A 23,544-nucleotide genomic window follows, 5' to 3' on the forward strand; every position below is an offset into this window, starting at 1 on the left:
AGCCATTAACTAATGGTTTTCAATTAGTTGACCTCAAAATTGGAGAATGAAAATAAATCATTTAGAGCAGATTTGTAAGCGTAGGAATACGCAAATTTGTTTCAAATCAGGAATTAACACTACTTTTTGGGAAAGAAATTCACCATTCACCCTTACCGTTTTCGGTTATGTGCCCCGGTTTCGCCCTTTTCTGATCCATTACAACGTATGAGTGTACCTTGTTTCTTATTATTTTTGACAATCAATACCAATCAATGAGTATAACCCTGATCATTATTATTATCACAGTTCTGGTTTCTATTACTGCGTTTTCGAATGATAAAGTTTTCAATGATTTTATTTTTGACCCGCCCGCAGTAACTTATAATAAACAATGGTGGCGTTTTTTAACCTGCGGACTTATTCACGCCGATTACGGGCACCTGATCTTTAATATGTACGCGTTGTATATGTTTGGCGAATATGTGGAGCACAGTTTTATCCAGGTGTTCCAGGAGAAAGGAAAGCTGCTTTACCTGGTATTATATATAACTGCCCTGTTTGCCTGTTTGGTGCCTACCTATTTAAAACATCGCGCCGATAATTATTACAGAAGCCTTGGCGCTTCCGGCGCTGTTTCGGCAGTGATCTTTGCCTTTATTATTCTTAACCCATTGGATAAAATGGGATTGCTCTTTTTACCTTTAAGAATACCTTCCTTTATTTTTGGATTCCTGTACCTGGTGATCTCCTCTTTCCTCGATAAGCGGGGTGGCGGCGGCATCAATCACTCGGCCCACATTTTTGGAGCACTGTATGGGATTGCGTTTTTGATCTTTACCGGTTATGTCTTTTCAGATTATCCTGTATTGGCGGCGTTCATTCAACAAATACGCACATATATTGGCTATTAACCGGTAAACTGTATCCGCAGCACCTGTTTTGTTGACCCGGTTATTTTAAACCGGTCATCGATCCGCAGGCCTACCACCCACAGGATCTTTTTATTACTTTCGAGCACCCATACTTTTTCCTTATCGGTCATGGATAATTTCTGATCGATAAAGAAGCGGGCGAGTTTTTTCTTCTTTTTTAACCCGAGCGGATAAAAATAATCGCCCTTTTTCCACTTGCGCAGCAACAAGGGGAACTGTAAGGTGTTTTGATCAATTAATGCAATAGCAGGGTCATTGACCAATTGCACATTGCTGCTATTTATCTGCGTCAACTCCAACGCCCCATTTTCAAATACGATCCGGTCTTCATCGGCATCTATTGCCAGGGTTTGCGCCTGTTCAGTTTGCGCCGCGGCAATAATCAACCAGCGCCTGTTTTTTATAATGCGATGGGTAGCCGATTGTACATAGCGGCCCGATTCGCTGCCTAATAACTTAATCACTTCATCTACCTGGGCTGCCGAAAAACCAAAGCCGCTGATGATCTCGTATACGATGGAATGCAGCGGTTCTGACTTTTGCAATTTCAGGATGGGAATGTGCACTTCTTCGCCCTTGTATTCCAGCAATTTTTTCTTGTGTACGGCAAGGGCCTGTTCGTACAATTGTTCCATATCAACAAAGCGGCGCAGGTTACCGGCCAGGTTATTTTCTGCTTCGGGATAAATATTTTGCACCAGCGGAATAAGCTGGTTGCGGAAATAATTCCGGGAATATTTGTCAAGTGCGTTTGAGCTGTCTTCTACCCAGTTCAAATTATTGTCGGTGGCAAACTGTTTCAACTCCTGTTTACGGGCAAATAACAATGGCCGAACAATCTGGCCTTTTTTGGGCAACATGCCCCGCAAACCATGGATGCCGGTGCCGCGGAAGAAATGCATCAGCATGGTTTCTATGTTGTCGTCGAGGTGGTGGGCAGTGAGTAGAACAGTAGGCTGTTGTAAATTGAGGTTTCCCGGTTCTAAGTCGTGAATCGTGAATCGTGAATCGTGAATTGCCGATTGCTGGGTTCCAGGTTCCAGGTTCCAGGTTTCAGGTTTCAAGTTTGCCGTTTGCCGTCTGCCAGCCTGCCCCGACCTGCCGGGGTTTGCCGGGTTCAGCAACCCTGCAAACCAACCATACCTTAATTCCCTGGCGGCTTCCTGAATAGACAGTTTATGATTTTGCGCATATGACGCGGTATCAAACTCTTTCCTTAAAAATGGGACCTTGTAATTTTGGGCAAGCTGTTGTACAAAAGCGGCATCGCGTTCGCTTTCATCTGCCCTGAGTTTAAAATTACAATGTGCAATAATAAATGAATAGCCTGCCTGTTTGCACAATTCGCACAAAACCACGGAATCGATACCTCCGCTCACGGCCAGTAGTAAGGTATCGCCCGTTGAAAAAAGATGATTGTCAGAAATGTATTGCTGAAATCGTTGCAGTAAGGTCATGCAGTTTATTAAAAAGTTAGTTCTTCATGCGCGCTTCTCAACTCGCCAAATGCATGGTTATCGCCTGCTTTTTTGGCGGCTTCCATTCCCTTTTCATACCATTGGATGGCAGCATTGGTGTCGCCTGTACGCTCTAATAATTTAGCCAAATGGTAATAAGAACCGATATAACCGGGGTCTTGTGTAAGTATTTCCTCAAAAATTTCCCGGGCTGTTCTATCGTCTTCAAATTTTATGTATTCCAATGCCAGTGCGTGTTTCAGAAAACTGTCGCGGGGGTTGGCCTGCAAAAAATCCTTCAATTTGGTTATACGGTCCATTATCCCTCAATTAAAAAATCAATAAAATATCAAAATGTATCTTTGTGGCACTTATATTTGTACACCTGATGGTTGCATAAACAACCAATGAATCAAATAAATCATTTGCCAATGAAGATCTTAGTTTGTATCAGCAAAACGCCGGATACCACGGCAAAAATAGCTTTCACCGATAACAATACGAAATTTGCGCAGGACAACGTACAGTGGATCATTAATCCCTACGACGAATGGTATGCACTGGTTCGCGCTATTGAACTGAAAGAAAAGGATCCTGCTACTGTTTTACATCTTATAAATGTTGGCGGCGCCGATGCCGAACCGGTTATCCGCAAGGCCCTGGCCCTTGGCGGCGATGAAGCCATCAGGGTAAATACCACCAGCACGGATAGTTTTTACATTGCGTCGCAAATTGCTGAAGTGGCCAAACAAGGAAACTACGACCTGGTTTTTACCGGTAAAGAAACCATCGATTTCAATGGGTCGTCCATTGGCGGTATGGTGGCCGAACTGCTGGATATGCCTTATGTATCGCTGGCTGTAAAATTTGAATTAAATGGCACTACCGCTATCATCACCCGCGAAATTGAAGGCGGTGAAGAAGTTTGTGAGGTAAATTTACCCGTGGTAGTTAGCTGCCAGAAGGGAATGGCCGAACAAAGGATCCCCAACATGAAGGGTATAATGGGCGCCCGCACCAAACCTTTAAAAGTGCTGGAACCCGCTGCTGCCGATGCCCTCACCACAGTGGCCAGTTTTGAATTACCACCAGCCAAAGCAGGCGTTAAACTGATCCCTGCCGATAACCCGGCCGAACTGGTGCGGTTACTCCATGAGGAAGCGAAAATAATCTAATGGGCTGATGTGCTAATTAGCTAATGGGCTAAACGTCGCACACTTCAGGACCCAGTTCTTTATTCAACAAACCTATTATGCTAGTGTACTAAAAATTGCTTGCTTTCCATTAGCACATTAGCATATTATCAAATTAGCAGATTATGGTTTTAGTATTCATAGATCAGGCCGATGGCCATGTAAAAAAAGCCTCTTACGAGGTATTAAGTTACGGCGCTAAAGTAGCAGAACAATTGGGCACTACTGCCGAAGGGGTAGTGTTGGGCGCTGTGGCAGCCGACCAGTTATCGGCACTAGGTAAATATGGGGTAAAAAAGATACATCATGTGGCTAATGATACCCTTAATCACTTCGATGCACAGGTTTTTACCAATGTAATTGCCCAGGTGGCGCAAGCTGCGGGTTCAAAAGTGATTATATTCTCCAACAACGTAGATGGTAAAGCTATTGCTCCCCGCCTCAGTGCCCGCCTTAAAGCCGGACTGGTACCTGGCGCTGTGGCTTTGCCGGATACTGCCAACGGTTTTACCGTAAAGAAAAACGTTTTTTCAGGTAAGGCTTTTGCAAATCTTACCATCAATTCAGATATAAAGATCATTACCCTCAACCCCAATTCGTACCAGGTGGTTGAAGGCAGCGGATCTGCTGAAGTGGTGCCATTTAACGCAACAGTTAATGCACCAAAAGTGAAAATAAAAGCGGTAAACAAGGCCAGTGGCGAGGTACCATTAAGCGAAGCCGAAGTGGTAGTAAGCGGCGGCCGGGGTTTAAAGGGCCCCGACAACTGGGGGTTGATCGAAAACCTGGCCCATGCACTGGGTGCTGCCACCGCCTGTAGCCGTCCGGTAGCGGATGAGCATTGGCGCCCGCACCACGAACATGTTGGACAAACCGGTCTTACTATTGCGCCTAATTTATATATTGCAGTCGGCATTTCGGGCGCCATACAACATCTGGCCGGAGTGAACCGAAGCAAGGTGATTGTGGTTATAAATAAGGACCCCGAAGCCCCCTTCTTTAAAGCGGCCGATTATGGTATTGTGGGTGATGCGTTTGAAGTAATACCCAAAATAACGGAAGCGGTAAAAAAGCTGAAAGGAATGGCATAAATTAACCTGGTATATTCAATGAAATGAGGCTAAAGGAATTGGGCTCATTTTTTGAATAAAAACCCTTAGTTTCGTGCTTTCGTTATGAAGAAAATAGAATTGGAAATAGTTGCCTTATCACACAGCATAACACAAACTCATTCATATGCTGTGGTGCTAGGAGAAGTAAACGGGTTGCGTCGCCTTCCCATTGTAATTGGTGGTTTTGAGGCGCAGGCGATAGCGGTGGCTTTGGAAAAAATGCATCCAAGTCGTCCGCTTACGCATGACCTGATGAAAAATTTCATGAATGCCTTTAATATTGATCTTCAGGAGATCGTGATCTGCGATCTGCAGGAAGGCATTTTCTATTCTAAGCTTATTTGTGTAAGTGAACACGATACTGTAGAAATTGATTCCAGAACATCCGATGCGCTGGCCCTGGCTGTGCGCTTCGGATGTCCTATATATACTTACGATAATATTCTCGAAAGCGCTGGTATTTTGATGGAAGACCCATCGGGCAAGAAAAAACAGCCCCGCGAAGCCGTGGCCGCTGAATCTGCTGCTGGTACCGACGACTTAAAAACACTGACCCTGGATGAGTTGAACACCTTACTGAACGAGGTGCTGGAACAGGAAGATTACATCCGGGCCATCGCCATCCGCGATGAGATCAACAGTCGCAAACGCAGGGGATAGAAACTTGATAGTATTTCCAAATTGTAAGATCAATCTCGGGCTTCATGTTGTTAGCAAACGTGAAGATGGTTACCACAGCCTGGAAACCATTTTTTACCCGTTGCCTTTAAGGGATGCGTTGGAAGTGGTGAAGGCAGACGGCCCTCCTACGCAAAAGCTTCGGCGGGCAAGGCAGACGGCAGACAATCGTGAATCGGCAATCGTGGATCGGCAATCGACAGAACAATCCGGGCCGGTCGGGCTTCACTTAAGCGGTCTGATTGTGCAGGGTTTGACAGCAGATAATCTCTGCGTTAAAGCTTACAACTTACTCAAGAAAGATTTTCCTCAACTAGGTGACATCGAACTATACCTGCACAAGGCTATTCCTATGGGCGCCGGACTGGGTGGCGGTTCTGCCGATGGCGCTTTTACCCTATCAGCACTCAACGAGAAATTTCAATTGAACCTAAGCAGCGAAAAGCTGTTGGATTATTCCCTACAATTAGGCAGTGACTGTCCCTTCTTTATCATCAACAAACCCTGCTATGCAACAGGCCGCGGCGAATTGCTGCAAAGCATACCACTGGATCTGAGTACTTATTCATTCCTGGTAGTGCATCCAGGAGTACACATCAATACAGGCTGGGCTTTTTCACAACTCTCCCCTGCCCCATCACCACAACCTTTACCCGAAATCATTCAACAACCGGTAGCCAGCTGGCGTAATAACCTCAACAACGATTTTGAAGCGCCGGTTTGTAAACATCATCCAGCCCTGCAAGCCATCAAAGATGCATTGTATGATGCGGGCGCCCTCTATGCCTCCATGACGGGCAGCGGCTCCTGTTTCTATGGCATATTTCCTAAAAATCAACTTCCTGCCCTGCAATGGCCTGCCCAATACGCTGTATTTGAGGTGAAATAAATTGATTATCTTTGCACAAATAGCTTTTGTTATCCATTACAAAGTCTACATACCACACTTTCTTCATTACAACCTCGATTTTCTGAATCATCGAAGGTAATTAATCCTGTCCCGGCGTTGCCGGGGCGTTACTGGCATGTCCCTATGCCTGTTTGGTCAACCTTTTACGATATATTTTATTGGTCTTACGGCTTATTTATAATTTATTATTACCCCTTTTATGGTGTCTACTTTATCAGAAAAAACAAAGCATTATCTCGATCTTGAAGAGCAATATGGCGCTCACAATTATCATCCCCTGCCCGTGGTGCTGGAAAAAGGTGAAGGCGTGTACGTATGGGATGTTGATGGCAAACGCTATTATGATTTCCTGAGTGGTTATTCAGCCGTAAACCAGGGACACTGCCACCCAAAGATCATTGCGGCTTTTATGTTACAGGCCCAGCAACTGACACTTACATCAAGAGCATTTTATAACAACGCCCTGGGCGAATATGCCGAGTTCATCACCAACTATTTTGGTTTTGATAAAGTGCTGCCCATGAACACCGGGGTTGAAGCAGTTGAAACAGCCATAAAACTCTGCCGACGCTGGGGCTATGCCGTAAAAGGCATCCCTGAAAACAAGGCTACCATTATTGTATGTAGCGAAAATTTTCATGGCCGTACCAGTACTGTCATTTCATTCAGCACCGACCCCTCTTCACGCAACCAGTTCGGTCCGTATATGCCGGGCTTTACGGTTATTCCTTACAACGACCTGCCAGCGCTGGAAAAAGCATTACAGGACCCCAATGTAGCGGGCTTCCTGGTAGAACCAATTCAGGGCGAAGCCGGTGTAGTATTGCCCGCCGACGGTTATCTGTCGCGCGCGAAACAATATTGCGAAGCAGCTAATGTGTTGTTCATAGCCGATGAAATACAAACCGGCCTCTGCCGTACCGGGCTGATGCTGGCCTGCGACCATGACAAGGTGCAACCGGATATTTTAATCCTGGGCAAAGCATTAAGTGGTGGTACTGTTCCTGTTTCGGCTGTATTGGCAAATGATCCAATCATGTTAACCATTCGCCCCGGCGAGCACGGTTCAACCTACGGTGGTAATCCGCTGGCATGCCGTGTGGCCGTTGAATCGCTTCGGGTTTTAAAAGAAGAGAACATGGCTGCCAATGCTATGGCCATGGGTGAATTATTAAGAAAAGAATTACAGGCGTTGGCCTCTCCTTATATTTCCGTTGTTCGCGGCAAAGGTTTGCTGAACGCAATTGTAATTGATCATGCTGATAAGAACGCGGCCTGGAATTTATGTTTAACTTTAAAAGACAATGGGCTGCTGGCCAAGCCTACGCATGGTGATAAGATCCGTTTTGCGCCACCGTTAATAATTAACCGTGACCAGATCATGGAGTGTGTTCAGATCATAAAAAAGAGCCTGGAAAGTTTATAAGCGATGGAACATCACGAAGAACATTTAGAAAGCGCCGCCTGGCTTACTGATATTGTTATTGGAATGAGCGACGGACTCACCGTACCTTTTGCCCTGGCTGCAGGATTAAGCGGCGCCGTTAGTTCAACCGGCATTATCATCATTGCCGGCATTGCTGAAATTGCCGCCGGTTCCATTGCCATGGGACTGGGCGGTTACCTCGCCGGCAAAACCGAAATAGATCATTATAACAGTGAGCTGAAGCGTGAATACAGAGAGGTGGAACAGGTGCCTGAAAAGGAGAAAGAAGAAGTGCGGGAGTTTTTTGAACATTTAGGTTTAAGTGAAGACATCCAAAAACGAGCGGTAGAAGAAATAGCGAGGGACAAACAAAAATGGGTCGACTTCATGATGAAGTATGAGTTGGGATTGGATAAACCCGATCCAAAACGCGCCACCAAATCTGCTATGAATATCGGTTTATCATATGTGGTGGGTGGCTTAGTACCACTGAGCCCCTACTTCTTTATCAGTACACCGGTAGAAGCGTTGAAGATATCCGTACTGGTTACGCTGATTTGCCTGTTTATATTCGGCTATTTCAAAAGCCGTATGACGGGCATTCATCCATGGGCCGGCGCTTTGCGTGTAATGCTTATTGGTGCAGTTGCAGCGGGGGCTGCTTTTGGAGTGGCGAAGATATTCCAATAAAGAAATTTGTATATTAGTGGGAAGAAAGAGCAATGGACGACAGCAAAAAACGCTATACCCTTGAGGAGTTTCAACAAATGGAAAAAGATCCTGGTGTAGAATATCAGTAACATTGCCAAAGAGGTTAAATAAGTCTATCTATTACTCTATTACTTCTTCGGCTCCTCATTCAATTTCATATCGGGAAACAGCGCCATTGCCATCATCAATGCTGCAGATACGAGCATGATCCACAAACCTGCTAATTTGTCGGGACAAATTCCGCGGTAACAACCGGAATACATGATAAAACTTTTTATGGCGTAGGCTAAAACGAGGGCGCAAATAAACATATTCCAACGTTTGGCCCATACCCGCTGGATGGCAAAAAACACAATGGTAATAATTGACATCCACACAAATACATACCCGGGCTTACCATAAACATTATTTTCGGTAAAGAAACCGGTAAAATTCTTATTCAGGTCGGGATGGTAGGTCCAGGGTAAAAAACCAGCAATTACCAGAAGTATAGAAGCCGCAATACCAATCCATTGAGAATATTTCATAGCCGCAAACATACTACATTACCTGTTACAGCGTACTGATCATCTCCACATCTTCCTGTTCCACCGCATTTTGCCGGGCCTTCAGACAAATAATCTTTCTTCCCACCAGTAAAACAGTCAGTGCACCTGTAGCGCAACAGGCCATTACACCCGTCATAGGCAGGGCTGTATTATTCTGGAACACACTAACCAGGGCCGAAGTACAGGCCCCTATACTCATTTGTATGCCGCCCAGCAAGGCAGATGCACTGCCCGCATTATGGCCAAAAGGCGCCAAAGAAAGCGCTGAAGCGTTGGGAAACGTAAAACCCTGGCAACACAAAAAAAGAAAGATGAGAAAAATGGTAATGAACAGCTCGCTAAAACCAAGGAGCGTAAGCGTCACCATTACCAGTCCGACAAAGGTTTGACAAGCCAGCGCTATTCTAATGATCTGTTCGCTGGTATACGTTCGTAACAGCACGCTGTTGATCTGGCTGGAGCCGATCAGTCCCATGGCGATCAGCGCAAAGATCCACCCGTATTGTTTTTCACTTACATGAAAAAGATCCATGAATACCGAAGGCGATCCACTAATATAGGCATACATCCCCGCTGCTGAAATGGAAGCAGTTAAGGCATAGGTATAAAACTGCGGATGCACAATGATGCTGGTAAAACTTTTGATTATTGGCCTGGGTTTCAGGGAAAAATTGGGATCAGGTTTCTTACTTTCCGGCAGTAAAAAATAAATACCGGCCAAAATGAATGCGTTCACGATCATCAGCAAGGCAAATACCCAGCGCCAGCCTAAGATGGCAGTAACATAACCACCGGCTGTAGGCGCCACAATAGGCGATACCGCCACCACCAGCATGAGGGTAGAAAATACTTTGGCATTCTCTTTTACTTCAAACAGATCACGCACCATGGCGCGGGCAGCCACCATACCCACACAGCCTCCCAGGGCTTGTAACAATCGTAAAGCGATCAATGCCTGTACCGAAGCCGCCAGGGCACAACCCAGTGAAGCCAGCAAATAAATGGTAAGCCCTGCATACAAAGGTTTTTTGCGGCCATACCGCTCCAGCAATGGTCCATAAATAAATTGACCCGCAGAAATGCCAATAAAAAAGCTGGAGAGCGATAACATTACCTGCGACACCGTGGTATGCAGCCCCTTTGCAATATCGGGGAAGGCCGGCAGGTACATATCAATAGAAAATGGCCCAATGGCCGTTAATAAGCCGAGAATGAGAATCAGGTAAAACCGGTTGGTGGGTTTGTCGTTCATCGGTGCAAAGCTACAAATATTAAAGATGAGCCGTCCACCAGTTAGCGAACGACCTCCTTTAAAAATTATTCTGCTATAAACACCGAGCGGTTGGCCCCATTGCTGAACTCCACCTCATTGCGGTTGTTTGACAGGTTGGCATTGGAGACCATGATATTCGTTCTTGTCGCCATTGATGCTAAATACCACCCCTTCATTGGGCGAATATTTAAAACCATTCAGGGTAATTGATTGAAATCTTTTGTAAACAGCAGGATGGCATCCCTGTCCAGGTGCAGGTTTACATTGCTTTTCACTTCAACCGGACCTGTTAACCAAATGCCACCGGGAATCAACACTATGCCACCACCTTTTCACTGCAGGTACTAATAGCTTTGTTGATGGAATTTGTATTCAGTGTAAGTCCATCTGCAACCGAGCCAAACTGTACAATATTAAATGTATCTGTATTAAAAACGGGCTGCTCAACGCCAGGCAGATTGCTCCATGAAAAGGTTTCTTTCTCTTTACTGGTTTGTCCATGCAGGAAGGCAACCGGTAAACATACCATTGCCATAATACCTGATACGATCTTGTTTTTTTTCATCATAATCACCATAAAGACCGGTTTCAATAACCGAAATTTTGTGAAAGGTTTGGATTCACATCGCGCTGGGTTTGTGGGATCGGCATCAACTCCGTCTTCCCTGCGGTAAAGCCCATTGCGAATGAATTGGTAAATGTCAACTGACTGCTTCCTCCTAACCACCAGGGAAGAACCGGAGAATTCGTGACAAACCGGATTTCTCCTTCACTGATGAGCTTACTAACTTAGCAGTACAAACTAACCGTTAACCATAGCCTTCCCGTAAGAAGGCGTTCTTATCCTTCAGGTTTCCTGTTCTTTGCCCGGGTTTTTATGTGTGTAACAACGAGGTTCAGGTAAACCGAAAGGGTCGCTTAACCGCGATCCTTTTTTAACAAATCATAAAGAGACTTTGTGTCAAACTATTATAAACTGGCCAACAACTCGTTAGTGTTTTGTGAGTTATCGCTATATTCCTTATCCGGCCCCGACTAAAGTCGGGGCTTTTTATTTTGAGGAAGGAACAGCTTTTGCTTTAGTACCCTTATTCACTTAAAAAGAGTCACCATGAAAAGAATCGTTTTATTGTTAGCGGTTACCTTTTTTACTTTTACTTTAGTTCATGCACAAAAGCCAGAGGTTATTACCAATAACAAGGCTGGCTGGCATAAGATCGGTAAAGCCAGCGTTGATTTTAAAACTGACAAGGACAAATTTATAATTATTGGTAAGGACAGATACAAAGCGCTACAAGTGAAGGTAAAAGACGCCCCTGTGCATATGGAAAGCATGCAGGTAGCCTATGAGGGTGGTGGAACAGAAGACGTTGCATTAAAAACACAATTCAAACCCGGTGGTGAAAGCAGAACTATCGAATTGAAGAATGGCAGCGCAGAAATTAAAAATGTAACGTTTGTTTATCACACCGTCAATAACGCCAGTAACGAAAAAGCCGAAATAGAACTATGGGGCTTGAAGTAATTTAATGTTGTCCGTGGTTTTTAACAATAAATGAGCCCTGACGTAATTGTCAGGGCTCATTTTATTTTTATAGGCGTAGAAACAAATACACACTTATACCGGCCCTTATTTTATAGGCGTTCCTTCTTTAATTTCATCGGTAGCATGTAGAAGAATTTCATCACCACCTGCTAGTCCACCAAATACTTCTGTAGAGTCTTTTGCCTTTAGCCCCTCTTTTACATCAACCAAATGCGCTTTCCCATCTTTCACTGTAATTACATATTGCCGTTCGGTTGAACGAACAATGGAATTATTAGGAATGAGTAAAGATTTTGTTTCTGACAACAACGGTACTTTTACTTCGGCATACATACCGGGTTTGAGTAACTGCTTGTCGTTTTGAAGATCTATTTCAATAGCTTCAGAACGTAAACTGGTGAGTGAATTGGCCGAACGGCTGATCTTTGCTTCCAATGTTTTTTCGGGCATGGAGTTGAAAACAAAACTTACCGGCCGGTTCAGATCAACCTGGTCAACATAGGCTTCGGGTATATACACTTCCAGCCGGAGTTTTTGTAAATGCTGTAATACCAGCATCGGTTGATCATTAGATTTGCTGCCGGGCCCAACCAGAGCGCCTGATGAAATGTTACGTTGAATGATCACGCCATCAAAAGGTGCTGTAATGATAAGATAGTTCTTGTAGTTCTTCATCACATCTACATTGGATCTTTCAGCCATTACAATGGCATCGTCGGCCTTCATGCGTGACATGGCATTGTCAAGATCCAACGGGGCAACGGAACCGGGTTCTTTGGCAGCCTCATTTAACCGGCGATATTTTTCCTTGCTGGCTACCGCATTTTCCTGCGCCTGAACAAATTTTGAATTGGCCATTTGTACCTGCGATTCCATTTCAGGCGCTTCCAGGCGAACCAACACCTGCCCCTTTCTTACTTTTGTTCCCCTGTCAACCAGCACTTCTTTTACAAAGCCATTCACCTTGGCATACAGGTTCACTTCTTCAAATGGTTTTAACTGCCCGGGCAATTTTACATAACTCGCCAAGGGATTTTCGGTCACCCGGCCTATTTCGTATTTACTCATTTCACTGGTGGCAGCCGATTTCACCGTAAGGTCTACGGGTTTTTCTACATGTCCACAGGCGTATAACAGCACACTGAATATTACTACTGCACAAATATTTTTCATGCTTAACTATTTATTGTTGTATTGATTGTTGGGTTTAATTTTCCATTCATCGGGTGATCGACATGCTCTGTTTCGGGCATCAGGGAAGGTGATTTGTAGGATGCCTTTCTTTGCATCCAGGCAAACACCTGTGGCAGGATCAATAAGGCAGCAAGCGTGGAAGCTGCCAGGCCTCCAATTACCGCGCGGCCTAATGGCGCAGATTGTTCACCTGCTTCCCCCATACCGGATGCCATTGGGATCATCCCGGCTATCATCGCAAAACTGGTCATTAAGATGGGACGTAACCGGATGCCCGCACTCGTTACCGCAGCTTTTGTTGCATCACGGTATTCCAATCTTAACTTTTCGGCATTCGTAACAATCAAAATGGCGTTGGCCACCGATACCCCTGTACTCATGATCATACCCATATACGATTGCAGGTTCAGGGTAGAGCCTGTGAGCAACAAGGCAACCAGTGAACCTACGATCACTGCAGGCACAGTTGATAATACCGTAAGCGATAATTTAAACGATTGGTAATTGGCTGCCAGTAATAGGAACATCACCAATACCGCAAACATCAACCCGCTTTGCAAACTCGACAATGTTTCTGTTAACAGACTCGACATACCCCGTACTTCTGCAATCACCCCTTTAGGTGGCGTACCCACTTCACGCAATACTCTTTGCACATCGGTGGTAGCGACGCCAAGGTCTTTCTTAAAGATATTAGCGTTAATGGTGAGAAAGCGCCTGGGCCCTGAACGGTCGTACTCACCCGGCACATAAGTTGTTTTAAACGTTGCAATATCACCCAATACCGGGCTGCTCTGCCCTTTTATCAAAGGGATCTCCTTCAACTCATCCATGTTATTCATAACGTATTCGGGTATTTGCACCTGTACCTGGTAGGTATAGGCTTTGTCTTCATCGAGCCACTGGTTCTTTTCACTAAACCGGCTCGATGAGGTACTGGCGGTTACCGACCGGGCAATATCCTGTACGTTCAATCCAAACTGGGCGGCTTTCAGGCGGTCTATTGAAATTGATACCACCGGAAACCGCAATGGCTGGGCTATTTGCACATCCCGCAAATAAGGAATGGCCTTGAGGCTGTCCAGAATTTTGGTGGCAAATTGCTCAATATCCTGCATGTTTTTTCCCGCTACCCTAACCTCTATCGGCGTGGAGGCGCCCTGGCTCATGATCTTTTCCGTCATATCGATAGGTTCAAACTGAATACGCACATCGGGTACTTTCTGGTGAATGTTCTTTCGCAAGGCGTCTTTCAATTCATCCAGGTTCACTTTATAATCTTCATCCAGGTTTACCTGTAATACCGCTTCATGCGTACCGGTATTGAATATGTACAGGTTACTGCTGCCATAACTACTGGGAATAATACCCACGTAGGCAGAGCTGATCTTTACATGGTGATTTACCGTTGTATCGATAACCTGCAACACCTGGCGCATTTTTTCTTCCGTACGCTCCAGCCTGGTGCCATCGGGTGCCTTGATGCGTATCTGGAACTGACCGTTGTTCAACTTCGGCATCATGTCTTTACCAATTACCACAAAGGCAACAGCCGCCATGGCAAACACCAGCACCAGGTAAGTAACTACGGTAACCTTTCTGCGCTTCATTCCCCTTTGCAGGAAATGCATGTACCGCAGCTTTACCCGCTCAAACAGATCGTTCTTCTCCGGTTGTTTATATTCATTCTCCAGGTGTCCGGTCACCTGTTTCATTTCACCGGAATCGAGTGCCTGACCTGCATGGGCATGCACCGCACCATGATGATAATGCTGGTACCGCTCGGCCTTGATGAGCCAGTTGCTGAGAATGGGCACCAGGGTTTGTGCAGCTATGTAAGACACGATCATGGTAAAACCAATAGACAATGACAGGGGTAAGAACATAGCTTTAGGTACACCGGTCATTAAAAAAGAAGGCGCAAAAACCGCCAGGATACACAGCAGGATCAGGAACAGCGGGAAGGCGATTTCCTCACAGGCATCATAAATGGCCTGTCGTTTATTTTTACCCATCTCCAGGTGCTGGTGAATATTTTCTATGGTCACCGTTGCCTGGTCAACAAGAATACCTATTGCCAGGGCCAGACCGCTCAGGGTCATAATATTGATCGTTTGCCCAAACAGGCTTAATAACAATAACCCTATCGATATGGAAACGGGGATGGTTATGATAACGATGAGACTGCTGCGCAGGTCACGCAGGAACAATAATACCATCAACCCGGTTAACAGTGCGCCCAGGCCACCTTCGGTAGCAAGGCTCTTCACTGCATTTATCACAAACACCGACTGGTCAAATTCGTAGGTAACTTTTACATCGTCGGGCAAAAGGCTTTGGATATCGGGCAGCTTTGCTTTCAGGTCTTTCACTACCTGCCAGGTGGAAGCGTCGGCTGTTTTTACTACCGGAATATATACCGAGCGTTTGCCATTGATCAGGGCGTAATCTACCGTAACATCTGCTGCATCCGCAACGCGGGCTACGTCTTTTATTAAAACAGGTACGCCATTTTTGGTAAGAACGGGAATATCGCCAAATTCAGTTACATCTTTTATGAGCGTATTGATGGTGGTAACGTACATGGTATTATCCAGCCGAAGGTTACCCGATGGCGACATTACGTTAAACTTTGCCAGGGCGGCTACCACCTCATCGGGTGTAAGGTTATAACTACGTAATTTATCGGGTTCCACATTAATAGTTATAGCCCGCGAATTGGCCCCAAACGGCGGAGGCGCCGACAACCCGGCTACCGTAGCAAACGACGGGCGAATACGGGTAGCCGCCAGATCGTAAATTTCTTTCAGGCTACGCGTTTTACTGGAAATAACCAGTTGTCCAACAGGCAGTGAAGACGCATCGAAACGAACTACCTGTGGCGGCAACGCACCCGGCGGGAAGAACTTCATGGCCCGGTTTACCTGCAGCGCCACCTGTGCCGATGCTTCGGCCATATCTGTTTTTTCATAAAAGCTCAGCTTCAACATGGTAAGCCCCTGGATATTCTTTGTGCTGATGCTTTTTACCCCATTCACATACAGGAACTGGTCCATTAAGCGCGTGGAGAAAAAACCCTCCATTTGCTGAGCCGACATACCACCATAACTTTCTATAACGTAGATCGTTGGCAGGTTCAACTTTGGAAAGATATCGACCGGCATTTTCAGCGCAGCCAGCACCGAAAAAAACAGCAGGCTGACGAAGATCACTATATTGGCAATTGGCTTTTTTAAAGCCGATGATACTAAAGACATACTACCTCATTAATTGGTGAATTGTAATAGGGTTTGCACCTGGTTGCTGTTAATAGCTTTCTCGAACAGCATTTGACTGTACACATATTTAGCCCTGATTAAATCAGTTTCAGCCCGGTACAAAACTTCCAGCGCTGTGTTCAATTCCAGGATACTGGTCAACCCATTCTTATATAAGGAAAGTTGCTGCCGGTAAGCAGCCTGGGCTGCCGCCAGCTGGTGCGGAATTTCCTGCAACCCTTCTGTTGCGGTAACCAGTTGTGCATCTACCTTATTTTCATTCAGGTTTAACAGCATCTGTTGTTGTTGAAACTGTTTTTCTGCATAATTGGTTGCTGCCTGCTGTGTTCTTAATTGCAACTGTTTTCGTTTCAGGTCAAAGAGATCATAGGTAATGCCAACGCCAACCAAATAATTGCCGCGCTCAAACCCAAACCCTTTTGTTAAACTCCTGAATTCATCGCGGCTGCTCACACTACTACCCCGGCCCCAAATTGCACCCTGTAAAGAAACGGTGGGCAAAAAGCTCTTTTTAACCAGGCGTTCCTTGTCAATGCTGTTTTGGTACAATGAATTATAATAATTCAACAACGGATGGCTGGCCATGGCCGAATCGGCCCCCGGTAAGGTTGCCTGGTTTACGGCCACTATTTTATTAATGTAATTGGTATCTGCCTGCAGCTTTTCAACAGGAATATTGCCAAGGGCCGATAACATTAATTTGAATTGTTGCGCCTGCCCTTTCAGTTGAACATAGTTCAACCGCAGCTTCGAGATCTCCGCTTCGGCAATACTGGTGTCAACTCCGGGTTTGATGCCGCTTTTTGCCAGCACCATTACCGAATGCTGAATTTCTTTGTTCCGCTGAATGTGCAGTAATTGAATAGACATGAACTCTTCGGTGCGCAGCCATTGCAGATAGTTATCGATGGCCACTGCCTGCAACTGATATTTACTCTGGTTGTATTTTGATTTTTCTACCTCAACATTGGAAGCCGCCACCTGCTGCAGCGCCCTGTTCTCGCCAAAATCATAGAGCGTCCAGTTTACGTTGGCAATCCCCAGATCGGTTAAAATGGTAGAACTGTTTCCTTCCGTGCGCACTTTTGAATTACTGGGCACCACACCGTACGAAAAATAACCACCTGGTAAATTGTTATTGGTACCCAGGTTTACCTGTGCGTTCAAATTGAATTCGGGTAACCGGTTGAAACGTGCCGCATTTTGCTGGGCCAGTTTTACTAAAATGGCTGCGGAATCGGGCGTGAGAAAGGCAGATTGGGTATTCACCCGGTCTAGCAATGTTGCCAACCCACAGGCACAGGTATCACTTTGCGCATACGCGTTCAACCCCAAAACCGAAAGCCCCAGATATAAAAGAAGAAAATTCGCTTTTCTAAATGATGTCATACGAATGGATGTAAAGACCTGCCGGTGCTGAAACAGCAACCAGGTCACATGCATAAAAAATTTCAAGAAATTGGAAATATTAATACAGGAAATCCTTGTATTAACTGAGCCGGTAATCTTTAGTAAGGGAAATATAAATTATGCTGCAGGCGGGCCACGAAGGGAGGAGTGTAGCAATATAGGGTCCTGTAATACCGGAACCTGGTTGTATATTGGCTTTGTATCAACAACGAACTCAACAGCTTCCTGTTTGGAAAGATAGGGAACCTGGTAAGGGTCCTGGTGGAGGTACCGTTTATTATACCGCGGTTGATGGACCGAGAGCTTTTTTAATGTGATGGTGATCTTACCGCTCCCGGCTTTCGCAGCATTAATGTTTGAAATGGAAGTTACATGCGCGCCACTGGCAGGACTAAAGGTATACCTTAAGTTCAGCTGAACTATTAAAAAAAGCAGATATACCCCCAGCACACTTAGTTTGCCAATAAAAGATCGTAGCTTTTTAAGCCGCATGTGATAAAATTATAAAAAAATCCCGATGCTGTAACTACAACGGGCTGGCGTTAACCAACTGATTGCAAGATGATTTTATTCCACCCGGGGTTGTATGCCACCATAAAAAAAGGCCACCTCGCATTACGAAGACAGCCATAACATATTACATTGAAAATGTGGCAGATAGACTTATCTATATCTTCTATCTTTTTCCTCAATGGGATAATCATTGGCGCTCATATCCCGGCGGCGCATCAGCCCTTCTTCATCAAATTCCCAATGCTCATTGCCATGGGTACGAAACCACTGACCACCGGCGTCGCGCCATTCGTATTCAAAACGAACTGAAATACGGTTGTCAGTAAAACACCACAGTTCCTTCATTAATTTGTAATCGAGCTCCTTTTGCCATTTGCGGGTAAGGAATTCTTTGATGGCTTCGCGGCCGGTAAAGAATTCGGTGCGGTTACGCCATTCCGAGTTAACGCTGTACGCCAGGGCTACTTTTTCGGGGTTTCTTGTGTTCCAGGCATCTTCGGCCAGTTTCACTTTCGCCAGCGCAGTTTCCCTGGTGAACGGTGGTTTAATTGTTATACTCATGTTGTAAGGGTTTATTATTTCATGTCAAAGCAGAGCTGCAGGTTCAACTCCACCAGTTTTTCGAGTTCCTTTTCGCTGTACAATCTTCTGGTAATATTTATTCCGTTCCACAAATTCAACAGGTGTTTGGCTAATAATGCCGGTTGAATGGCGCTGGTCAGTTGCCCTGCTTTTTGCGCTTTTGTCAATTCATTATAGAACAACTTTTCAATTTCGATCAGCTTCTCTTTGGCAATTTTTTCCAGGTCGGGGTCCAAACCGGTTGTTTCGCCCAGGATATTTACATAAAAACAACCTTTTGTATGTGCTGTCGGATCATCGGGATACGCCACATGCAGAAATATTTCCCGGATGGCATCAACTGTATTATCATGCTTTGCAAACACTACTTTCATGTTGCGGATAAACCGCTGCGCAAACCATTCAAACACTTTTACAAACAATTCCCGTTTGTTGCCGAACGCGTTGTATAAACTGCCTTTGTTCATATCCATGGCAGTCAATAAGTCTTCCGTTGACGCCGCTTCGTAGCCTTTTATCCAAAAGACTTCCGCCGCCTGCGCCAGCGCTTTTTCTTCATCAAACAAACGGTTCCTTCCACTCATGATTGCTGTTTACGGTGCAAATGTATCATTTTATACCAAACGGTCAAAAATAATAATTAACAACAATAAATAAGGGGATGTAGATACATCCCCCGCTATAGACAAACTAATTGTCACTGAGAACCGTTATAAATTCGTTTTATTTTTTAGGATCCAATGCTGTGGTTATCCGGTCTGCCAGGTCTTTCAGGTGATCTACCGACATCACATCCTGGTAATTTGGCAAAGCCCGTTTTATTTCAGCAGCCAGGTCACGCGCATGCGCCTTTACTATCGAACTGGCATCACTGTCTGGTGCCAACGCTCCTTTATCGGGCGGCAGTAAGGTCAACAGTTTTATTACATACACTTTTTGCAGGTTACGCCGGTTCAAACTGATGGGTTTGTTCGCTGCCAGCTCTGAGAAAATACCTTTCCGCAAATCGGTCAGCATTTCCGGCACCGTATAGGCTTTGGCGCCTGATTCTGCTTCCTGCATGGCCAGGCGGTTGATGTATTTGGCATCGAGCAGCTGCAACAGAATTCCTTTCTGTACATTTTCAACACCGGCAAAACTGGTGGAGCTGATGTTATATAAATGAGTATCGCGCAACCATTCCGGCGTGGTGAACAATTCTTTTTGCAGAAAAGCCATGGCGCGTTTTTGTTTTTCCTTTGGCACAAAATCGTATACATCACCGGGTTGTTCAACTGTTTTGGGGGTTGTCAATATACCCCCGATATTCATGAGCACGTGGCCCATATACCGGTTATACTGATTCACCAGTTCGGTATACATCTCGCCTGCGCGGGCATAATCCTCATCCGGTTCCTGTGTCCATTTGATGAGATTGGGTAAGATCCTTTTCAGGTTTTTGATACCATAGGCGCTGGCAAGCATGGCATCATCACCCAGGTCTTCATTCTGGTTTCTCGGATCGAGCCCGGTAGATGCATCGCCCTGCACCGCTTCTATTCCAAAAAAGTATTGGGGGCCTGATTTTAATTTATCGATGATCCATTTATTTAAGATGGGTTTTTCTTCATTGGCGGTTTTGTTTCCGGGGATCAATCTGTATCCCCACTCTATTGCCCATTTATCATAATCCCCAATGCGCGGGAACAATCCCTTTTCGCTGATGTGATCTTCCGGTTGAGCCACATAGTTAAAACGGGCGTAATCCATAATGGAAGGCGTGTGTCCATGCGCTTCTACCCAGGCTTTATCGCGCAGCTTTTCAACCGGCACGGTAGAAGATGCGCCCCAGTTGTGGCGTAACCCCAATGTATGTCCTATTTCATGCGATGATACAAATCGGATCAGCTCGCCCATCAGCGAATCATCGAACTGTGGTTTGTTGGCGCGTGGGTCAACGGCGCCGGCCTGAATGAAATACCATTTGTACAGGATGTCCATTACGTTGTGATACCAGTTGATGTGCGTTTCCAGGATCTCGCCGCTGCGGGGATCTTTTACACTGGGACCGCTGGCATTGGCAAAATCAGAGGGTTTGTATACCAATGCAGAGTGACGGGCATCATCAATGCTCCAGGTACTGTCTTCTTCTTTGGTAGGCGCTTCTTTGGCTACAATAGCATTTTTGAAACCGGCTTTTTCAAATGCCGTCTGCCAGTCGTTCACGCCCTGGATCAAATACGGTACCCACTTCTTTGGGGTTAACGGATCGATGTAAATAACGATCGGCTTTTGCGGCTCCACCAACTCCCCGCGATTATATTTTTCTACATCTTCCGGTTTAGGCTCCAGCCGCCAGCGCCAGATGTTGCTGGTTCTTTTTACCCCCTGGGGATTGGCGTCAAAGTCAACATAATCGGTTGGCCACAGTCCAAAGAAACCAACGCGCGGGTCGTATGGCCTGCCATTCATAGGTTCTTTAGGCAGTAATACTATTGAGTTATTAAATTCAAACGTAAGGGGCATTACGGTGGTGCTGTTGGGTTTGGGAACCGCATAGGTTTTTACCGACTGGATCTCGATGTTCATGGGGAAGGCCCTGATGCTGTCGATATAACTTCTGTCGGGCAGTACCGTACCTAAACCGGTCCAGGCTTTTATATCGGCCTGATAGCCAAACACCGGGTTGTCGCTGACCAGATAATCAGTTACATCAATAACGGTGGTATGTTTGTCCTTGTTGATCGCTTTTACCGGGAAGGCCGCATAAATAGGCTGGATGTTATTTGTCTCCAGGGTTTTTGATAACCCGTTTGCTGAGCTGTCATTGGAACGTTCTTTATAAGAGATCACACTCAACATGATCTTGTTAATACTACCTTTTCCAAAACGGATCACGCTCTCCCCGATCCAGTCGCCTGAATAACTCATTAACCTGCTCAATGGGTTCCGGTATTCGGAAGATGATTTGGAAATGCGGTTCACCGTAAGCAGATCGCGGCCCAGGATGGAATCGGGTAATTCAAACAATAACCGGTCATCAATTTTATGAACCTTAAAAAAACCGGTGGCGGTTTTGGCGTCGGCTGTTACTACATCTTTATAGGGTTTCAGGGCATCCGGCTTTGGCAATGATTTTACCAGAGCAGCCACAGAATCTACCTTTTTGAGTTTTGTTGTATCGGCTTTGGGAGTCTTTTGCGCTAGCGCAGAAACACCGGTTAAATAAATAAGGGCAATAGATAACAGTACCCGTTTTGTTATACGTGTTAACATGAAATTAGTTTAAAGTTGAAAGTTCACAGTTCAACGTTCAAAGTTTAAAGCCCGATCAGCATATACGCAGAAAAGAACTTTAAATTTTAAACCATAAACTGTAAACTCATGTGTTATTGATAGCCGGGCGTTTGAAGAAGGTTTTTATTGTTTAGTACATCTGATACCGGTATGGGCCACCACTGTTTGTAAGAGTCCCAGGAGCCACCTTTCAGCGGACTTAGTTTTGTCATGAGTGCATCCAGCGCTTTGGTTCTGCGTAAATCAAAAAGGCGATGCCCTTCTGTAAACAGTTCCACACGCCGTTCTTTCTGGATGGCATTCAAAATTTCCGTTTGTGTTACTGCGGTAGAACCTGGTAAACCGGCCCGGATGCGCACCGCGTTCAGATCGGCTAACGCACCGCTAAGGTCACTTTGTTGTGCACGCGCTTCTGCCCTGATAAGATATTGCTCGGCCAGGCGCAGTATAACCACCGTTTCCTGCGGTGCAGTGGGATTAGAGATATTAAACTTGTACTTATAGGGGAAATAATAAACTGTATTAGTAGCCAGTACTGTATCTTTTCCTACCCAGTTGGTATACCGAAGATCGTTGGGTTCAAAACTATTTACCAGTGAATCGCTCATCGTTGCAGGCACACCTGCCACCAGAGGTGTTTTTCCTGCGGGAAGAATATAAGCAGATACATCTTTAACCTTATAGGTGGACACCGTATTCGAAGTTGGTACTATTCCCCAAATGTTCTCCGTACTGTTTAACAGGAACACCTGCGCAGGATTAACCAGTTGGTAGGTGGCGGTATTGCCAATTGTTATACCTGCCTGGGTTGCAACATTTTTCCAATCCTGCAGATACAGATACACCCGGGCCAACAGGGCCGAAGCAGCAAACTGATTAGGCCGCCCCCTGTCTTTTGTTGCAACGCCATTGCCATCGCGGTATTCAGGTGTGAGCAAGGTTTGCGCCTGTAACAGATCTGCAAGTATTTGTTTATATACATCGGCCTGCGGACTGCGGGCCAGGGAATTATTTTTTAGATAATCAGAACTCAATACCAGGGGCACATCGCCATAGGCATTGGTGAGATAAAAATAGAGCAGGCCCCGCAGGAAGTAGGCTTCACCCAGCCACTGGTTGCGGTAGTTCAGCCCTTTATTATCCGGTGTTAATCCCTCAATGGCCAGGTTCACTGAATAGAGTTGTTTGTACCCGTTTATCCATAATGCTGTCACCCCACCCAGGGTACTGCTTATGCCATCCATATATACGGCCTGGTAAGAGGTGTTCAGCGATAAATGTTTTAACTCGTCACTATACAGCCCGGTATAAAAATTCACGCTTTGGGTACCGTCAAAGTTATTCCCTATATACAGGGCGGAATAAATACTGTTTAAAGCCCCTGCTGCCAGGTAGTCATTATCAAACGCCGATGCAGCGGCGATCCTGTCGATAGGCAAAGGCACTTCCAGGTATTTTTTACAACCTGATGCGGCAATGAGAATGAGTATTGAAATATATTGAAGAGGATGTTTCATGATTCA

At 45.4% G+C, this 23,544-nt stretch carries 21 protein-coding genes; 8 read left to right on the forward strand and 13 right to left on the reverse strand.

Annotated elements, in window-relative coordinates:
- Nucleotides 1-254: 254 nt before the first annotated feature.
- Complete coding sequence (locus NIAKO_RS20315) at nucleotides 255-893, forward strand: rhomboid family intramembrane serine protease (RefSeq protein WP_014220324.1); 639 nt, start codon at nucleotides 255-257, stop codon at nucleotides 891-893.
- Here NIAKO_RS20315 and tilS read toward each other — a convergent pair.
- Complete coding sequence (tilS, locus tag NIAKO_RS20320; protein WP_014220325.1) at nucleotides 890-2,371, reverse strand: tRNA lysidine(34) synthetase TilS; 1,482 nt, start codon at nucleotides 2,369-2,371, stop codon at nucleotides 890-892. The two genes, NIAKO_RS20315 and tilS, sit on opposite strands and share 4 nt — an antisense overlap.
- Before the next feature lie 8 nt (nucleotides 2,372-2,379).
- On the reverse strand, nucleotides 2,380-2,691 hold the full coding sequence (locus NIAKO_RS20325) for a tetratricopeptide repeat protein (RefSeq protein ID WP_014220326.1): 312 nt from the start codon (nucleotides 2,689-2,691) through the stop codon (nucleotides 2,380-2,382).
- A gap of 111 nt (nucleotides 2,692-2,802) precedes the next feature.
- Here NIAKO_RS20325 and NIAKO_RS20330 point away from each other — a divergent pair, with 111 nt between their 5' ends.
- The 6 genes from NIAKO_RS20330 (at nucleotide 2,803) to NIAKO_RS20355 (ending at nucleotide 8,380) form a co-directional block, all read left to right on the forward strand.
- Entirely contained in the window at nucleotides 2,803-3,546 is a 744-nt protein-coding gene (locus NIAKO_RS20330; protein WP_014220327.1) for an electron transfer flavoprotein subunit beta/FixA family protein, read from the forward strand.
- Between the two features lie 143 nt (nucleotides 3,547-3,689).
- Nucleotides 3,690-4,655 carry an electron transfer flavoprotein subunit alpha/FixB family protein gene (locus NIAKO_RS20335; RefSeq protein WP_014220328.1) on the forward strand — a complete coding sequence of 322 codons (966 nt, stop codon included), beginning with the start codon at nucleotides 3,690-3,692 and terminating at the stop codon, nucleotides 4,653-4,655.
- 84 nt (nucleotides 4,656-4,739) lie between these two features.
- Nucleotides 4,740-5,336: a bifunctional nuclease family protein gene (locus NIAKO_RS20340; protein WP_014220329.1), complete on the forward strand. Its 597-nt coding sequence runs from the start codon at nucleotides 4,740-4,742 to the stop codon at nucleotides 5,334-5,336.
- Nucleotides 5,337-5,340: 4 nt separating this feature from the next.
- Entirely contained in the window at nucleotides 5,341-6,243 is a 903-nt protein-coding gene (ispE, locus tag NIAKO_RS20345; RefSeq protein WP_041347065.1) for a 4-(cytidine 5'-diphospho)-2-C-methyl-D-erythritol kinase, read from the forward strand.
- Between the two features lie 220 nt (nucleotides 6,244-6,463).
- The gene (rocD, locus tag NIAKO_RS20350; RefSeq protein ID WP_014220331.1) at nucleotides 6,464-7,690 is read left to right on the forward strand and encodes an ornithine--oxo-acid transaminase; all 1,227 of its coding nucleotides are present in this window, start codon (nucleotides 6,464-6,466) and stop codon (nucleotides 7,688-7,690) included.
- 3 nt (nucleotides 7,691-7,693) lie between these two features.
- Entirely contained in the window at nucleotides 7,694-8,380 is a 687-nt protein-coding gene (locus NIAKO_RS20355; protein WP_014220332.1) for a VIT1/CCC1 transporter family protein, read from the forward strand.
- A 149-nt stretch (nucleotides 8,381-8,529) separates the two neighbouring features.
- Here the strand turns inward: NIAKO_RS20355 and NIAKO_RS20360 are convergent, their stop codons facing one another.
- From NIAKO_RS20360 to NIAKO_RS20370, 3 genes are all read right to left on the reverse strand, one after another.
- Nucleotides 8,530-8,928 carry a hypothetical protein gene (locus tag NIAKO_RS20360; RefSeq protein ID WP_133055260.1) on the reverse strand — a complete coding sequence of 133 codons (399 nt, stop codon included), beginning with the start codon at nucleotides 8,926-8,928 and terminating at the stop codon, nucleotides 8,530-8,532.
- 25 nt (nucleotides 8,929-8,953) lie between these two features.
- Nucleotides 8,954-10,201 carry a multidrug effflux MFS transporter gene (locus NIAKO_RS20365; RefSeq protein WP_014220334.1) on the reverse strand — a complete coding sequence of 416 codons (1,248 nt, stop codon included), beginning with the start codon at nucleotides 10,199-10,201 and terminating at the stop codon, nucleotides 8,954-8,956.
- A 337-nt stretch (nucleotides 10,202-10,538) separates the two neighbouring features.
- Nucleotides 10,539-10,814 carry a hypothetical protein gene (locus NIAKO_RS20370; protein ID WP_133055261.1) on the reverse strand — a complete coding sequence of 92 codons (276 nt, stop codon included), beginning with the start codon at nucleotides 10,812-10,814 and terminating at the stop codon, nucleotides 10,539-10,541.
- 519 nt (nucleotides 10,815-11,333) lie between these two features.
- Between NIAKO_RS20370 and NIAKO_RS20375 the strand changes: the two genes are divergently transcribed.
- Entirely contained in the window at nucleotides 11,334-11,747 is a 414-nt protein-coding gene (locus NIAKO_RS20375; protein WP_014220337.1) for a hypothetical protein, read from the forward strand.
- A 105-nt stretch (nucleotides 11,748-11,852) separates the two neighbouring features.
- Here the strand turns inward: NIAKO_RS20375 and NIAKO_RS20380 are convergent, their stop codons facing one another.
- The 8 genes from NIAKO_RS20380 to NIAKO_RS20415 form a co-directional block, all read right to left on the reverse strand.
- A complete protein-coding gene (locus NIAKO_RS20380; RefSeq protein WP_014220338.1) occupies nucleotides 11,853-12,941 on the reverse strand; it encodes an efflux RND transporter periplasmic adaptor subunit in 1,089 nt (362 codons plus the stop codon).
- Between the two features lie 2 nt (nucleotides 12,942-12,943).
- The gene (locus tag NIAKO_RS20385; RefSeq protein WP_014220339.1) at nucleotides 12,944-16,219 is read right to left on the reverse strand and encodes an efflux RND transporter permease subunit; all 3,276 of its coding nucleotides are present in this window, start codon (nucleotides 16,217-16,219) and stop codon (nucleotides 12,944-12,946) included.
- A 9-nt stretch (nucleotides 16,220-16,228) separates the two neighbouring features.
- The gene (locus NIAKO_RS20390; RefSeq protein WP_041349042.1) at nucleotides 16,229-17,629 is read right to left on the reverse strand and encodes a TolC family protein; all 1,401 of its coding nucleotides are present in this window, start codon (nucleotides 17,627-17,629) and stop codon (nucleotides 16,229-16,231) included.
- A 138-nt stretch (nucleotides 17,630-17,767) separates the two neighbouring features.
- Nucleotides 17,768-18,142: a hypothetical protein gene (locus NIAKO_RS20395; protein WP_014220341.1), complete on the reverse strand. Its 375-nt coding sequence runs from the start codon at nucleotides 18,140-18,142 to the stop codon at nucleotides 17,768-17,770.
- A 171-nt stretch (nucleotides 18,143-18,313) separates the two neighbouring features.
- On the reverse strand, nucleotides 18,314-18,724 hold the full coding sequence (locus NIAKO_RS20400; RefSeq protein ID WP_014220342.1) for a nuclear transport factor 2 family protein: 411 nt from the start codon (nucleotides 18,722-18,724) through the stop codon (nucleotides 18,314-18,316).
- A gap of 14 nt (nucleotides 18,725-18,738) precedes the next feature.
- Nucleotides 18,739-19,329 carry a TetR/AcrR family transcriptional regulator gene (locus NIAKO_RS20405; protein WP_014220343.1) on the reverse strand — a complete coding sequence of 197 codons (591 nt, stop codon included), beginning with the start codon at nucleotides 19,327-19,329 and terminating at the stop codon, nucleotides 18,739-18,741.
- Between the two features lie 139 nt (nucleotides 19,330-19,468).
- On the reverse strand, nucleotides 19,469-22,000 hold the full coding sequence (locus tag NIAKO_RS20410) for a zinc-dependent metalloprotease (protein ID WP_014220344.1): 2,532 nt from the start codon (nucleotides 21,998-22,000) through the stop codon (nucleotides 19,469-19,471).
- A 113-nt stretch (nucleotides 22,001-22,113) separates the two neighbouring features.
- A complete protein-coding gene (locus NIAKO_RS20415) occupies nucleotides 22,114-23,538 on the reverse strand; it encodes a RagB/SusD family nutrient uptake outer membrane protein (protein ID WP_014220345.1) in 1,425 nt (474 codons plus the stop codon).
- Between the last annotated feature and the right edge of the window lie 6 nt (nucleotides 23,539-23,544).

The sequence above is a fragment of the Niastella koreensis GR20-10 genome (genome assembly GCF_000246855.1).
In the GTDB taxonomy this organism is placed as follows: domain Bacteria; phylum Bacteroidota; class Bacteroidia; order Chitinophagales; family Chitinophagaceae; genus Niastella; species Niastella koreensis.

Coding starts and splice junctions, on each gene's coding strand:
- NIAKO_RS20340 (WP_014220329.1), top strand. CDS start 4,740: ATGAAGAAAATAGAATTGGAAATAGTTGCCTTATCACACAGCATAACA.
- NIAKO_RS20375 (WP_014220337.1), top strand. CDS start 11,334: ATGAAAAGAATCGTTTTATTGTTAGCGGTTACCTTTTTTACTTTTACT.
- rocD (WP_014220331.1), top strand. CDS start 6,464: ATGGTGTCTACTTTATCAGAAAAAACAAAGCATTATCTCGATCTTGAA.
- NIAKO_RS20400 (WP_014220342.1), bottom strand. CDS start 18,724: ATGAGTATAACAATTAAACCACCGTTCACCAGGGAAACTGCGCTGGCG.
- NIAKO_RS20325 (WP_014220326.1), bottom strand. CDS start 2,691: ATGGACCGTATAACCAAATTGAAGGATTTTTTGCAGGCCAACCCCCGC.
- tilS (WP_014220325.1), bottom strand. CDS start 2,371: ATGACCTTACTGCAACGATTTCAGCAATACATTTCTGACAATCATCTT.
- NIAKO_RS20385 (WP_014220339.1), bottom strand. CDS start 16,219: ATGTCTTTAGTATCATCGGCTTTAAAAAAGCCAATTGCCAATATAGTG.
- NIAKO_RS20335 (WP_014220328.1), top strand. CDS start 3,690: ATGGTTTTAGTATTCATAGATCAGGCCGATGGCCATGTAAAAAAAGCC.
- NIAKO_RS20330 (WP_014220327.1), top strand. CDS start 2,803: ATGAAGATCTTAGTTTGTATCAGCAAAACGCCGGATACCACGGCAAAA.
- NIAKO_RS20365 (WP_014220334.1), bottom strand. CDS start 10,201: ATGAACGACAAACCCACCAACCGGTTTTACCTGATTCTCATTCTCGGC.
- NIAKO_RS20405 (WP_014220343.1), bottom strand. CDS start 19,329: ATGAGTGGAAGGAACCGTTTGTTTGATGAAGAAAAAGCGCTGGCGCAG.
- NIAKO_RS20315 (WP_014220324.1), top strand. CDS start 255: ATGAGTATAACCCTGATCATTATTATTATCACAGTTCTGGTTTCTATT.
- NIAKO_RS20380 (WP_014220338.1), bottom strand. CDS start 12,941: ATGAAAAATATTTGTGCAGTAGTAATATTCAGTGTGCTGTTATACGCC.
- NIAKO_RS20395 (WP_014220341.1), bottom strand. CDS start 18,142: ATGCGGCTTAAAAAGCTACGATCTTTTATTGGCAAACTAAGTGTGCTG.
- NIAKO_RS20360 (WP_133055260.1), bottom strand. CDS start 8,928: ATGAAATATTCTCAATGGATTGGTATTGCGGCTTCTATACTTCTGGTA.
- NIAKO_RS20390 (WP_041349042.1), bottom strand. CDS start 17,629: ATGACATCATTTAGAAAAGCGAATTTTCTTCTTTTATATCTGGGGCTT.
- NIAKO_RS20415 (WP_014220345.1), bottom strand. CDS start 23,538: ATGAAACATCCTCTTCAATATATTTCAATACTCATTCTCATTGCCGCA.
- NIAKO_RS20410 (WP_014220344.1), bottom strand. CDS start 22,000: ATGTTAACACGTATAACAAAACGGGTACTGTTATCTATTGCCCTTATT.
- NIAKO_RS20355 (WP_014220332.1), top strand. CDS start 7,694: ATGGAACATCACGAAGAACATTTAGAAAGCGCCGCCTGGCTTACTGAT.